Source organism: Citrobacter pasteurii (assembly GCF_019047765.1).
Lineage (GTDB): Bacteria > Pseudomonadota > Gammaproteobacteria > Enterobacterales > Enterobacteriaceae > Citrobacter > Citrobacter pasteurii.
In genome coordinates this window covers 2,484,214-2,497,959 of the sequence record NZ_CP077262.1, presented here as the reverse complement: position 1 = coordinate 2,497,959, position 13,746 = coordinate 2,484,214, and the positions used below count along the sequence as shown (strand labels likewise).

Here is a 13,746-nt window from a genome sequence, read left to right as displayed (position 1 = left end):
CTGCAGGTGCGTTGGCTTTACTCGCTCACGTCAGTCACTTACTTAAGTAAGCTCCTGGCGATTCGCTGCGTTGCCGCCTTCCTGCAACGTGAATTATTTAGGGTATACCTCTCTTTGTCTAAAGAGGTATTTATAGTTCAATGAAAAAGACACTGTGGGGCAAAAATGATTGCCCCACGTCTTGCCATTAATGCTTGATAATATACAAGTCTTTAACGTGGATATTATCCATCGGGTCTTTACCGGAATATCCGCCTACCCAAGGTTTCACCAGACGGGCATTGACGTAGTAGAACACCGGTACAATTGCTGAGTCTTTATCCAGCAGCTGTTCTGCTTGCGAATACAGTTCACTGCGCTGAGCATCATCAGTTGCTTTCAGGGTATCAGCAATCAACTTGTCAAATGCAGGGCTCTTATAGTGGACGGTGTTGTTGGAGCTATCGGACAGCACCATATTCAGGAAAGACGTCGGTTCGTTATAATCCGCACACCATCCTGCGCGTGAAACATCATAGTTGCCCTGATGACGCGTATCGAGGAACGTCTTCCACTCCTGATTTTCCAGCTTCACATTCGCACCCAGATTTTTCTTCCAGATGGATGCCGCAGCGATAGCCAGCTTTTTGTGCAGATCGGAGGTGTTATACAGCAGATCAAAGGTCAACGGTTTATCCGCGGTAAAACCAGCTTCGGCCAGCAGTTTTTTCGCCTCTTCGTTACGTTTTTCCTGTGACCACTTGAACCACTCTGGCTCAACCAGTTTAGCGCCATCAGTATATGGCGGGGTAAAGCTATAGGCAGGCAGATCGCCCTGGTTTTTCACTTTGTTGACGATAATGTCACGATCCAGCGCCAGCTTCAGGGCGGTACGAACACGAACATCGTTGAACGGTGCTTTTTGGTTGTTAATTTCGTAATAATAGGTGCACAGATAAGGATCAACGTGAACTTCGTTCGGGATCTCTTTTTTCAGTTTCTGGAATAACTCAATCGGCATGTTGTTATAGGTCATGTCGATTTCACCGCTGCGATAGCGGTTCACGTCAGTCACTTCAGAAGAAATTGGCAGGTATGTGACCTGGTTAATAATGGTTTTCGCGTTGTCCCAGTAGTGGGTATTACGCTCAAGTACAATACGCTCGTTGACAACCCAGTCTTTCAGTTTATAAGAGCCGTTAGAAACGATGTTAGCGGGCTGGGTCCATTTTTCCCCGAATTTTTCCACCACGGCTTTAGGCACAGGGGAAAGAGAGGAGTGCACAAGGAGTTTGTAGAAATAAGGAACAGGTTCACTCAGAGTCACTTCAAAGGTATGGTCGTCAATCGCTTTTACACCGAGATCGGTTACTGGCTTCTTACCGGCGATGATGTCATCAATATTGACAATATGTCCGTACTGTAAATAGCTGGCGTACGGTGAAGCAGTATTAGGGTTCGCCAGACGTTGCCAGCTATAGACGAAATCTTGTGCGGTAACAGGCGTTCCATCAGACCATTTCGCATCTTTACGCAGATGGAATGTCCAGACTTTAAAATCTTTATTTTCCCATTTATCAGCCACGCCCGGCGATGGTTTGCCATCAACGTCACTGATTAATAAACCTTCAAATAAATCACGGTTAATGTTGGATTCCGGTACACCTTCGATTTTATGCGGATCGAGTGACTGAACTTCCGAACCATTATTACGCACCAGAGTCTGCTTCTCAGCCAACTGTACGCCTGCTGGTACCACTGCTGCTGTAGCAACATTTCCAGCGATTAGCGCAGTTAGGATCCCCGCAGCTACTAAACTTTTTTTAGTGATGTTAGTCATTGTGTTTGTACTCCCTCATTATTATGGCTGGTTTTATAACCAGACTGTTAATCCTGTCAGGATCCCTGTACGGCACCGGAGATTTTCTACCGTCAGGTGTTTTTTTGTTTACTGCTCGCTATCACCGACTTTATTTATTCTGGCGATTCGTTTGATCGCCTTGCGTCGATTATCTACGTGCCTCCCCTGCCGGAAGCACGCTATTACCCTGTCGAGAGAAACTAAATGAAAATTATTCTCATCAACGTGTAATCTTCTGCTAAATACCTGGCCGGAAAGTATCAAATGCGTTTCTTCACCGCCAATACATTTTACAGATTTGTTAAGCAATTCTCTTTTATCGAAAAAAAACTGCACAACAGAAGCATCAAAAAAGCGAACATTTAACAACAATATCAATTAATTCAATGCATTGCGTGAGACACCCAGCTCATCTCCCTGTCCGGCATCGAAGAGACGTCAGAATGCACATAAATTTAACAATTGGTTATTAATTAGCACATTCATCTAAATTAGGTGCTGAAATAACTAATAACATTTCGATAATCCTTCAGCAAGCCCAAGAGTATGATGTTAATAAAATAACAGCGACACTTGGCCCCCTCAGGCGGACTGTTAAGGGTTATATTCATAAATTCAATGAATAACAAAAGAGTTAAGCATAAACATTTATTATTTTTGTTATGCTGATTTTCAACTTTAGTGAGAAGTTTTACGGATAATGAAAGGTAACGGAGCCGATAGTGGCTCCGTTGATGCAGAAGAGGGATATCAGGCAAGTAAACCCGGGAAAATGGATTTGATTCCGGTCACAATGAACTCAATCCCCAGGGCCATTAACAGCAACCCCATAATACGTGTGATGACGTTGATGCCGGTTTGCCCCAACAGGCGAACCAGCCACGGCGCCATACGAAACAATCCCCAACAGCACAGCGCAAACAGCGCAATCGCCACAAAAAAGCCAAACAGGTTAATCGCACTGTGATACCGCGTGCCCCAAACGATGGTTGAGCTTATTGCCCCCGGCCCCGCCATTAACGGCAGCGCTAACGGGACAACGCCAATGCTCTCGCGTATCGCCGTCTCCGACTTTTCCTGCTTGTTTTGCTTATCTTCCCCAAGTTTTCCGCTGATCATCGACATCGCGATAGTCACGACCAGGATACCACCGGCAATCCGGAACGAATCAATTGAGATACCAAACAGTTGCAGAATTCCATCCCCCAGAAACAGAGAGGTCCACAGAATGATAGCAACCGACAGGTTTGCCGTAAGGTTGGTTTTATTGCGTGCGGCAGCAGTCTGGTAGCTGGTCATGCTGATAAAGACAGGGATGATCCCTACCGGGTTGACCAGAGCAAATAACCCAATGAAAAATTTAAAATAGACAGGAAAATCGAATAGCGTATGGGTCACGGTTAGCTCCGAAGCGTTAGCCGGATAAAATGAGTCATAAAAATTGATGAAATCCGCGCTGAAGATACGCCTTTTGTCAGCATACTTCACCTGCTATCTGCGTATATCTACGTAAATACGCTACCATTACTCGGTGTTATTAATATGTATTAAGTATGCTAATGTTAACCACATTCATTACATCAATTTTTTAACACTTACCAAGAAACGCTAAAAGGGCCTGCTGAAAGGTGTCAGCTTTGAAGAAATTTGATCCAGATCACGCAATTACTACTCAGAAGTGAGTAATCTTGCTAACGCCACCTGGAGGTAACGCGTTAGAGTTAAATGACGCTAACGCATAAGCTCTTTTAGTAAATCAAAGTAAAGTGGACGTTAATTAACCGTTTGATTTTCAAAACGTTACACAAATTTTCGTCGATCTGTCTATACTCTCGTATCGAGCAGATGATTTACTAAAAAAGTTTAACATTATCAGGAGAGCATTATGGCTGTTACTAATGTCGCTGAACTTAACGCACTTGTAGAGCGCGTAAAAAAAGCCCAGCGTGAATATGCCAGTTTCACTCAAGAACAGGTTGACAAAATCTTCCGCGCCGCCGCTCTGGCAGCCGCAGACGCTCGAATCCCTCTCGCGAAAATGGCCGTTGCCGAATCCGGCATGGGCATCGTCGAAGATAAAGTGATTAAAAACCACTTTGCTTCTGAATACATTTACAACGCTTATAAAGATGAAAAGACCTGTGGTGTGCTGTCTGAAGACGACACTTTCGGTACTATCACCATCGCTGAACCCATTGGTATCATCTGCGGTATCGTTCCGACCACTAACCCGACATCTACTGCTATCTTCAAATCGCTGATCAGCCTGAAGACGCGTAACGCCATCATCTTCTCTCCGCATCCGCGTGCTAAAGATGCGACCAATAAAGCCGCTGATATCGTTCTGCAGGCTGCTATCGCTGCTGGTGCACCGAAAGATCTGATCGGCTGGATCGATCAACCTTCCGTTGAACTGTCTAATGCTCTGATGCATCACCCGGACATCAACCTGATCCTTGCGACCGGCGGTCCAGGCATGGTTAAAGCAGCATACAGCTCCGGTAAACCAGCAATCGGTGTAGGTGCAGGTAATACCCCTGTTGTTATTGACGAAACTGCGGATATTAAGCGCGCGGTTGCTTCTGTTCTGATGTCTAAAACCTTCGATAACGGCGTAATCTGTGCTTCTGAACAGTCCGTTGTTGTTGTTGACTCTGTATACGATGCAGTTCGTGAACGTTTCGCCAGCCACGGCGGCTACATGCTGCAGGGTAAAGAGCTGAAAGCTGTTCAGGACGTTATCCTGAAAAACGGTGCACTGAACGCCGCTATCGTTGGTCAGCCGGCATACAAAATTGCTGAACTGGCAGGCTTCTCCGTACCAGAAACCACTAAGATCCTGATCGGCGAAGTGAAGGTTGTTGACGAAAGCGAACCGTTTGCTCACGAAAAACTGTCCCCGACGCTGGCTATGTACCGTGCGAAAGACTTCGAAGACGCTGTTATTAAAGCTGAAAAACTGGTTGCGATGGGCGGTATCGGTCATACCTCTTGCCTGTACACCGACCAGGATAACCAGCCAGAACGCGTTGCTTACTTCGGTCAGATGATGAAGACCGCACGTATCCTGATTAACACCCCGGCATCTCAGGGTGGTATCGGTGATCTGTACAACTTCAAACTCGCGCCTTCCCTGACTCTGGGTTGTGGTTCCTGGGGTGGTAACTCCATCTCTGAAAACGTTGGTCCTAAGCACCTGATCAACAAGAAAACCGTTGCTAAGCGAGCTGAAAACATGTTGTGGCATAAACTTCCGAAATCTATCTACTTCCGTCGTGGCTCTCTGCCAATCGCACTGGATGAAGTGATTACTGATGGTCACAAACGTGCGCTGATCGTGACCGACCGCTTCCTGTTTAACAACGGCTATGCTGACCAGATCACTTCCGTGCTGAAAGCGGCTGGCGTTGAAACTGAAGTGTTCTTTGAAGTAGAAGCTGACCCGACTCTGACCGTTGTACGCAAAGGTGCTGAGCTGGCGAACTCCTTCAAACCAGACGTGATCATTGCGCTGGGCGGTGGTTCCCCGATGGACGCCGCGAAAATCATGTGGGTAATGTACGAACATCCGGAAACCCATTTCGAAGAGCTGGCGCTGCGCTTTATGGACATCCGTAAACGTATCTATAAGTTCCCGAAAATGGGCGTGAAAGCGAAAATGATCGCCGTCACCACCACTTCCGGTACCGGTTCTGAAGTGACCCCGTTTGCGGTTGTTACCGACGATGCAACGGGTCAGAAATATCCGCTGGCTGACTACGCGCTGACCCCAGACATGGCAATTGTCGATGCCAACCTGGTCATGGATATGCCGAAATCACTGTGTGCATTCGGTGGTCTGGATGCAGTGACTCACGCTCTGGAAGCTTACGTTTCCGTACTGGCTTCTGAATTCTCTGATGGTCAGGCTCTGCAAGCATTGAAACTGCTGAAAGAAAACCTGCCGGCGTCCTACCATGAAGGTTCTAAGAACCCGGTAGCGCGTGAGCGTGTTCACAGTGCAGCAACCATCGCCGGTATTGCGTTTGCTAACGCCTTCCTGGGTGTATGTCACTCAATGGCGCATAAGCTGGGTTCTCAGTTCCACATTCCTCACGGTCTGGCGAACGCCCTGCTGATCAGCAACGTCATTCGTTATAACGCGAACGACAACCCGACTAAACAGACTGCTTTCAGTCAGTATGATCGTCCGCAAGCTCGTCGTCGCTACGCCGAAATCGCAGACCATCTGGGTTTAAGCGCACCGGGCGACCGTACTGCGGCTAAAATCCAGAAACTGCTGGCATGGCTGGAAGAAATCAAAGCTGAACTGGGTATTCCAAAATCTATCCGTGAAGCTGGCGTTCAGGAAGCTGACTTCCTGGCACACGTCGACAAACTGTCCGAAGATGCGTTTGACGACCAGTGCACCGGTGCTAACCCGCGTTACCCGCTGATTTCTGAACTGAAACAGATCCTGCTCGATACTTACTACGGTCGTGAGTATAGCGAGGGTGAAACTGCGGCTAAAACTGAGCCAGCAGCAGCGCCTAAAACTGAGAAAAAAGCGAAAAAATCCGCTTAATGCACTCACATAAGTTTTAGTATCTTCATAAACGGCCCTTTGGGGCCGTTTTTTTTGCCATGCTCAGCGAAAATCAGACTATGCAGATGCCCGCCATCGGCGGTGAAAAGGCGTAAGGGAAATAAGTGTGAGAGTGACACCAGAAGGCAATACCGCAGGGTAGCGCTTCTGGCTAAAGCAGAGACCTACCCTGCGATTTTAACTCAGCAGGAGAACAGAGGGTTAATCGTGGCTGTGACGTTCCTGAATGGCCGTCAGAGAGCCTTCAGACTGTGCTTCCTTATAATGCTTACGACACACCGATACATAGCGTTCATTTCCGCCTATAACGACCTGCTCACCTTCGTTATAAGGTCTTCCGGCCTGATCAAGGCGTAATACCATGCTGGCCTTACGGCCACAGAAACAAATAGTTTTTAATTCAACCAGCTTATCTGACCATGCAAGCAGGTATTCACTACCGCCGAATAACTCACCACGAAAATCGGTGCGCAAGCCGTAACACAACACGGGAATATCCAGCTGATCAACAACCTCTGATAATTCATAAACCTGCTGTCGCGTCAGAAACTGAGACTCATCAACCAGCACGCAATGAATTCGTTGCTGCGCGTTCTCCGCACGAATCTCCTCGAACAATGATGAATTTTGGTTAAACAATTTTGCAGGTGACGACAGGCCTATACGTGAACTTACTTTTCCCGAACCAAAACGGTCATCAATTTCCGCTGTATATACAACGGCACGCATCCCACGTTCCTGATAATTGTATGAAGATTGCAGCAATGCCGTCGACTTGCCTGCATTCATTGCAGAATAGTAAAAATAAAGCTGTGCCATTGTGTATCGGCCCTCACCGGGGGAAAATAAATATGGGCAGGATTGTATCATATTTCACAAACATGTCGGTGCAGCGTGACATCCGGGATGTATAAAAGAACGTGCGGACATCGCCCTGTTTCGTCTAAATACCCCACAGCGCGGAAGTGCCCTTGAGTACTTTCTCAAGTGTACGATAGAGTGAAAGTCCGCAGCCAAAGCACAAACAACCTGAAGTATGATGAGTATATACACATTCTTTCACAAATAGTGCTCCTGAAATTCATCAACGTCACTTATCATCACCGCGCAATAAAGAAACCCTGCCCTTATTGTTATTGCATCTAACGATAGCCACCTTGTAATAGGGGGATTCACGTAAGCAAAACTAATACAAAAGGTTGAAATCACTGCAAAGAGATACTATTTGTACACCATGAAATGTGACCTGAATCTTGAATTTCTACTCGCTGCTGCCGTGAAGCCCGCATACCAATAAGCCTTTTTTATGCCCGACATCGTCGTAAAATTAAGACAGAACAATTAATACAGACACTAAATAAAGAGCAATTTTGAATTCCTTACATTCCTGGCTATTGCACAACTGAATTTATCGCTCTATTATTAGCTCAACAAACCACCCCCAATATAAGTTTGAGATTACTACAATGAGCGAAGCACTTAAAATTCTGAACAACATCCGTACTCTTCGTGCGCAGGCGAGAGAATGTACTCTGGAAACGCTTGAAGAAATGCTGGAAAAATTAGAAGTTGTAGTTAGCGAGCGTCGCGAAGAAGAAAGCGCTGCCGCTGCTGAAGTTGAAGAGCGTACTCGTAAACTGCAACAATATCGTGAAATGTTGATTGCTGACGGTATTGATCCGAACGAACTGCTGAATAGCATGGCAGCGGTTAAGTCCGGCACCAAAGCTAAACGCGCAGCGCGTCCGGCTAAATATAGCTACGTTGACGAAAACGGTGAAACTAAAACCTGGACTGGCCAGGGTCGTACACCGGCTGTGATCAAAAAAGCGATGGAAGAACAAGGTAAACAACTGGACGATTTCCTGATCAAGGAATAATTCAGAAATAGTTTGCTTAAAATCCCGCCACTGGCGGGATTTTTTTTACCCGTACTTCGCACATCGCCCTACCCAAATTAGGTATAAAAAAACGGCGCTGGATTAGCAGCGCCGTTCTGTCCTTATAATACCGCGAGGTTACTTCTTAATACCCATCTCATCTTCAAGCCATGCTTTAAATTCAGAGCCAAGCGTATTATGGCGAATACCATATTCAACAAACGCCTGCATATAGCCCAGCTTATTACCACAGTCATGGCTTTTACCCTTCATGTGATAGGCCTCTACCGTTTCTTTTTCGATCAGCATATCGATAGCGTCGGTCAGCTGAATTTCATCACCTGCTCCCGGAGGTGTTTTTGCCAACAGAGGCCAGATATCCGCACTGAGAACATAACGTCCCACAACGGCCAGATTCGATGGCGCAACGTCTGCTTTCGGTTTTTCTACCACGCCAACCATCGGTACGCTTTCACCAGGCGTTAATTCAACGCCCTTGCAATCAACAACACCATAAGCCGTTACGTCAGCTACAGGCTCCACCATAATCTGGCTGCTGCCTGTTTCATCAAAACGGTGGATCATTTCAGCAAGGTTGTCACGGGATAAATCAGATTCGTATTCGTCAAGAATAACGTCCGGCAGGATGACCGCAACGGGTTCATCGCCAACAACCGGATGGGCACACAATACCGCGTGCCCCAGACCTTTTGCCAGCCCCTGACGCACCTGCATAATAGTGACATGCGGAGGGCAAATAGATTGCACTTCTTCCAGAAGTTGACGTTTTACGCGCTTTTCCAGCATCGCTTCAAGTTCAAAGCTGGTATCAAAGTGGTTTTCAATTGAATTTTTAGACGAGTGAGTCACGAGTACAATTTCAGTGATGCCCGCAGCAATACATTCGTTTACGACGTACTGAATTAATGGTTTATCAACCAACGGTAGCATCTCTTTCGGGATTGCCTTCGTAGCCGGTAACATCCTGGTTCCTAATCCCGCAACCGGGATAACGGCCTTTTTGACTTTTGAATTAAGGGCAGCCATTTAAAACTCTCCTGGACTGTTCATGTATTGAACATGTTCATCAATCTGTTTCGCATCCGAGTATATCAGTACCGCAGTAAGCTTCAGGTCTGAAAAGGACGCGCGTCGGTATAATTAAGATAAATACGTAGAAATCTGGCGCTGATAGTAGCACTCGCGGCATGAAGGAGGTGAGCCAATTTGATTCCCCTACCTGTCAATTGTTCATTCCGCAGACAACATCAGGCGCAAACGACCACCTGCCCCCCAGATTTGGCATTGCCAGGACTCACTGCGCTGACTCAGTTGATTAAGATACGCATTACCTAAGGTGCCCAACGGAACACCATTACTGATTTGTACATGATGTGAACCCGTATTTAATGTCGCATTCAGCCCTGCTGATACCAAAATCAGGTTTTTTAATCCGCTGTGATAATAGCCCACCAGCAAAGGAAACTGTCCTGGTAAATTAGCCTGACGCAGTAAATGATTCACCTGCTTCAATAACGCACCGAGCTCCGGCAATCGTTGATTTTGATGTGCTAACTGTTCCTGTAGCAAACCGTTAAATAGCGCACGCAGTAGTAATGCCGCCAGAACGCCATTATCCCCTGCCCTTGTCACATCCAGACAATAAAACGCGAGGTCATGGTCTGAGAGCGGCGCAATATCCAGTACCAGCCCTGGCTGATCGGCGGCGACCAACTGGCGGTAGTTAACCCGACAATGCGAGATGACCTGCGACACTGGGGGCTGCAATTCTTGCAACAGTTTTGCAGCAGCTGCAGGATCGCCCACCATCGCATCCCAGTCACGAAACAGGCGTTCTTCTTCTTCCACACGAGAATTAAACATATTGGGATAAAGACACGCAAAAACGGTTTCTCGCAGGCGGTTAAGGTCCTTCACGGGCTTTAAAAGAACATCATCCACACCGAGTCGTAATGCTTTGGCAATATCGGCCATATTTTCCGTTGCGGAGATCACCAGAATAGGCGTCTGATCGCCACGATTACGCAGATACTCAACCAGTTTAAGGCCGTTCATTCTCGGCATTGCGAGATCGCAAATCATCAGGTCGGGGGTGAAGCGCCCCAGTAACTCCAGCGCATCAAGCCCGTCTCCCGCTACTGCTGTTGTCGCTCCCAAAGAGGAAAACCATGAATCCAGAAGCGAGCGAAATACCGGCTCATCTTCAACGATAAGAATCTGTTTTCCGACCAATGGCTGCGTCATATTCTCCCCCCTGACTGGCTTTAGTAAATAGTGGCATGCTATTGCAACTCACGCCTGTCAGAATTTGCTTAAGTGTTGATAAAAAATGCGTTAAACGTTGGTTTTTACCAGGGGCAGAAGCTCATCCATTTTCTTCTCGACCGCTAACTGCCCGGCAGCAATTGCAGCACCAGCGCGATGGAAATCCAGCGTGGATATTTGTGGACAAAACGGCTGAATCAGAATATCAGGTGGGTCTCCAGCCATACGGTTGCGCTTGAGACGGTTTTCCAGAACCTGAATCGAGGTCGTCATGATCTCCATCGCCGTCGGTGCCGTGACTGCTCGCCGGGCCGTAATGTTGCTCAAGCGCTCTTTCAGGCGGGCATGCCATGACAGCTCATCATCATCGTTCGATTCGGTTTCACTATTGACGTTGAAGGAGAGCAGATCCTGTTGCATCAGATGCGCATCATGTTGCAGGTCGACCGCGATAACGATGTCAGCACCCAGGGCGCGCGTCAGAGAGACGGGTACAGGGTTCACCACCGCGCCATCAACCAGCCAATAACCATTATGCGCCACAGGTGACATCAGGCCAGGAATACTGCAGGAGGCACGGACGGCAAGGTGCAAATCACCTTCGGTAAACCACAGCTCACGGCCCGTACTTAGATTGGTTGCGACAGTAGCAAAACGACGTGAGCATTGTTCGATAGATTCTACCGGCATGACATTCCGATACTGATTGAATACCCGCTCGCCGCGCAATAACCCTCCCCTGCGCCACGAGAGATCCATCAGGCGTAAAACATCCCAGTAACTGAAGGAGCAAACCCACTGTTCAAGCGCGGGGAGTTTGTTACATGCGTAGGCGGCGCCGACCAGTGAGCCAATGGAACACCCTGCCACAATATCAATATCAATGCCCATGTGTTTCAGGGCTTTGATCACACCAATATGCGACCAGCCGCGTGCTGCGCCGGAACCTAGCGCCAGCCCAATTTTTATTTTTCTCATTATACCTACAGACTTCCCCTGGCTTACAGACGTAGCAACATCGCCACGGCTCAGTTAACATAGTGCCACCCTGGCGTTTTTACGCCGTTTTTTTATTCCAGGGAGTACTTTGTGTCTCAGCTTTGTCCCTGTGGTAGCGCTGTCGAGTATAGCCTATGTTGCTACCGTTATGTGTCCGGTGCACAAGTAGCACCTACGCCGTCACATCTCATGCGTTCTCGTTACTGTGCTTTTGTGATGAAAGACGCAGATTACCTCATCAAAACCTGGCATCCAGATTGCCATGCCGCCGATTTCCGGGATGACATTATTGCAGGATTTACCCATACCGAATGGCTGGGACTGACCGTTTTTGAACAGCAGACGGCAGAAACCGACAATATCGGCTATGTCAGTTTTGTCGCACGGTTTTCTGAACAGGGAAAAACAGGCGCAATTATCGAACGCTCTCGTTTTTTAAAAGAAAACGGTCAGTGGTACTATATTGACGGTACACGCCCGCCAATTGGACGAAACGATACCTGCCCTTGTGGCTCCGGTAAAAAATTTAAAAAGTGCTGCGGCTAATCAACGCCCGACAGTATCAATTATGCAAACATTCTCAACAGGATCTCCGCTGCAAATGCATTCATTACAACGAAAAGTGCTGCGTACAATTTGCCCGGACCAAAAAGGTCTGATCGCGCGCATTACTAACATCTGTTACAAGCACGAACTGAACATCGTGCAGAACAATGAGTTCGTGGACCATCGTACCGGGCGTTTTTTCATGCGTACCGAGCTGGAAGGCATTTTTAACGATGTCACACTGCTGACCGATCTGGACAGCGCGCTACCAGAAGGTTCCATTCGCGAGCTTACGCCAGCGGGACGCCGCCGCATCGTTATTTTAGTCACCAAAGAAGCCCACTGTTTGGGCGATCTGTTAATGAAGGCCAATTACGGCGGACTGGATGTTGAAATTGCCGCGGTTATCGGCAACCACGACACGCTACGTTCCCTGGTTGAGCGTTTTGATATTCCTTTTGAGCTGGTCAGCCATGAAGGTTTAACACGTGATGAGCATGACCAGAAAATGGCGGATGCCATCGACGCACATCAGCCAGACTATGTCGTGCTGGCAAAATATATGCGTGTCCTGACGCCGACATTTGTTTCTCGCTTCCCAAATAAGATCATCAATATTCACCACTCATTCCTGCCCGCCTTTATTGGCGCGCGCCCGTACCATCAGGCGTATGAGCGCGGCGTGAAGATCATCGGAGCGACAGCCCACTATGTAAATGACAATCTCGACGAAGGTCCGATCATCATGCAGGACGTGATTCATGTGGATCATACCTATACCGCAGAGGATATGATGCGTGCCGGTCGTGACGTTGAGAAAAATGTATTAAGCCGCGCGCTGTATCAGGTTCTCGCTCAGCGTGTCTTTGTTTACGGTAACCGAACGATTATTCTGTAATCGATTGATAATTTTATTGGTTACCTTTACATCTTTACGCGTAAAAATCAGGCAACCAGTTCTTTTTTATCAACGGAATGCTTTACAGGGGCGCATCATTTGATATGATGCGCCCCGCTTCCAAAGGAAGCAGGCCAGTAACATAGCATTACCCCGTGGTGGGGTTCCCGAGCGGCCAAAGGGAGCAGACTGTAAATCTGCCGTCATCGACTTCGAAGGTTCGAATCCTTCCCCCACCACCATTATTCACTACAGCAATGTAGTTACCCCAATGAGCCATGCTGAAGTTTGCACTCACTGGGAAGGGTGAGAACCTTCGACCAAGGTTCGAGTCGAGCGAAAGCGAGACAACGTTGCCGCAGGCAACGGCCCGAAGGGTGAGGAGCGAAGCGACGAATAATCCTTCCCCCACCACCATTATTCAGCTAGTTCACAAAATCAGTATACCCCTGGTGGGGTTCCCGAGCGGCCAAAGGGAGCAGACTGTAAATCTGCCGTCATCGACTTCGAAGGTTCGAATCCTTCCCCCACCACCATCACTTCATATAGCACTAACACCAACTCCATCTGCAATACCCCATATTCTGCCCTCAATACGTGCCAGCAATTTGCCTGATGCGCTACGCTTATCAGGCCTACAGAGAACTGACGTCTGCGTAGGCCTGATAAGGCGGTTACGCCCCCATCCGGCGTGCACAATACAAAAAACCCC

10 protein-coding genes, 2 tRNA genes and 1 other RNA gene are annotated in these 13,746 nt (G+C 47.8%); 7 read left to right on the top strand and 6 right to left on the bottom strand.

The genetic code is table 11. The annotated features are described in order from the left end of the window. Positions 1–187: 187 nt before the first annotated feature. Both oppA and ychE read right to left on the bottom strand, forming a co-directional pair. Positions 188–1,819: an oligopeptide ABC transporter substrate-binding protein OppA gene (gene oppA, locus I6L54_RS12160; RefSeq protein WP_040233217.1), complete on the bottom strand. Its 1,632-nt coding sequence runs from the start codon at positions 1,817–1,819 to the stop codon at positions 188–190. Between the two features lie 771 nt (positions 1,820–2,590). After that, entirely contained in the window at positions 2,591–3,238 is a 648-nt protein-coding gene (ychE, locus tag I6L54_RS12155; RefSeq protein ID WP_005126400.1) for an NAAT family transporter YchE, read from the bottom strand. A gap of 487 nt (positions 3,239–3,725) precedes the next feature. Between ychE and adhE the strand changes: the two genes are divergently transcribed. After that, positions 3,726–6,404, top strand: a complete 2,679-nt coding sequence (gene adhE / locus I6L54_RS12150; protein WP_005126398.1) for a bifunctional acetaldehyde-CoA/alcohol dehydrogenase — start codon at positions 3,726–3,728, stop codon at positions 6,402–6,404. A 222-nt stretch (positions 6,405–6,626) separates the two neighbouring features. On the opposite strand, the gene tdk is transcribed toward adhE, so the two are convergent. After that, complete coding sequence (gene tdk, locus I6L54_RS12145) at positions 6,627–7,244, bottom strand: thymidine kinase (RefSeq protein ID WP_040233218.1); 618 nt, start codon at positions 7,242–7,244, stop codon at positions 6,627–6,629. Positions 7,245–7,891: 647 nt separating this feature from the next. Between tdk and hns the strand changes: the two genes are divergently transcribed. Beyond that, on the top strand, positions 7,892–8,305 hold the full coding sequence (gene hns, locus I6L54_RS12140) for a histone-like nucleoid-structuring protein H-NS (protein WP_003020723.1): 414 nt from the start codon (positions 7,892–7,894) through the stop codon (positions 8,303–8,305). Positions 8,306–8,443: 138 nt separating this feature from the next. Here hns and galU read toward each other — a convergent pair whose 3' ends face one another. The 3 genes from galU to rssA all read right to left on the bottom strand — a co-directional run bounded on the left by galU (position 8,444) and on the right by rssA (position 11,569). Next, a complete protein-coding gene (gene galU / locus I6L54_RS12135; protein ID WP_005126395.1) occupies positions 8,444–9,352 on the bottom strand; it encodes a UTP--glucose-1-phosphate uridylyltransferase GalU in 909 nt (302 codons plus the stop codon). Between the two features lie 204 nt (positions 9,353–9,556). After that, positions 9,557–10,570 (bottom strand): two-component system response regulator RssB, encoded by a 1,014-nt coding sequence (gene rssB / locus I6L54_RS12130; protein ID WP_005126394.1) that lies wholly within the window; start codon positions 10,568–10,570, stop codon positions 9,557–9,559. Between the two features lie 90 nt (positions 10,571–10,660). Next, a complete protein-coding gene (gene rssA / locus I6L54_RS12125; RefSeq protein WP_005126393.1) occupies positions 10,661–11,569 on the bottom strand; it encodes a patatin-like phospholipase RssA in 909 nt (302 codons plus the stop codon). Positions 11,570–11,680: 111 nt separating this feature from the next. On the opposite strand from rssA, the gene I6L54_RS12120 reads away from it, so the two are divergent. The 5 genes from I6L54_RS12120 to I6L54_RS12100 all read left to right on the top strand — a co-directional run bounded on the left by I6L54_RS12120 (position 11,681) and on the right by I6L54_RS12100 (position 13,570). Continuing rightward, positions 11,681–12,136, top strand: coding sequence for a YchJ family protein (locus I6L54_RS12120; RefSeq protein WP_040233219.1), 456 nt, complete (start codon positions 11,681–11,683; stop codon positions 12,134–12,136). 55 nt (positions 12,137–12,191) lie between these two features. Beyond that, a complete protein-coding gene (gene purU / locus I6L54_RS12115) occupies positions 12,192–13,034 on the top strand; it encodes a formyltetrahydrofolate deformylase (protein ID WP_005126391.1) in 843 nt (280 codons plus the stop codon). Positions 13,035–13,191: 157 nt separating this feature from the next. Next, positions 13,192–13,276 (top strand) — tRNA-Tyr (locus I6L54_RS12110). A gap of 43 nt (positions 13,277–13,319) precedes the next feature. Further along, positions 13,320–13,451: non-coding RNA, RtT sRNA (locus I6L54_RS12105), on the top strand. Between the two features lie 34 nt (positions 13,452–13,485). Then, positions 13,486–13,570, top strand: a tRNA-Tyr gene (locus tag I6L54_RS12100). Positions 13,571–13,746: the final 176 nt, after the last annotated feature.

Coding starts and splice junctions, on each gene's coding strand:
- oppA (WP_040233217.1), bottom strand. CDS start 1,819: ATGACTAACATCACTAAAAAAAGTTTAGTAGCTGCGGGGATCCTAACT.
- rssB (WP_005126394.1), bottom strand. CDS start 10,570: ATGACGCAGCCATTGGTCGGAAAACAGATTCTTATCGTTGAAGATGAG.
- hns (WP_003020723.1), top strand. CDS start 7,892: ATGAGCGAAGCACTTAAAATTCTGAACAACATCCGTACTCTTCGTGCG.
- purU (WP_005126391.1), top strand. CDS start 12,192: ATGCATTCATTACAACGAAAAGTGCTGCGTACAATTTGCCCGGACCAA.
- galU (WP_005126395.1), bottom strand. CDS start 9,352: ATGGCTGCCCTTAATTCAAAAGTCAAAAAGGCCGTTATCCCGGTTGCG.
- tdk (WP_040233218.1), bottom strand. CDS start 7,244: ATGGCACAGCTTTATTTTTACTATTCTGCAATGAATGCAGGCAAGTCG.
- adhE (WP_005126398.1), top strand. CDS start 3,726: ATGGCTGTTACTAATGTCGCTGAACTTAACGCACTTGTAGAGCGCGTA.
- rssA (WP_005126393.1), bottom strand. CDS start 11,569: ATGAGAAAAATAAAAATTGGGCTGGCGCTAGGTTCCGGCGCAGCACGC.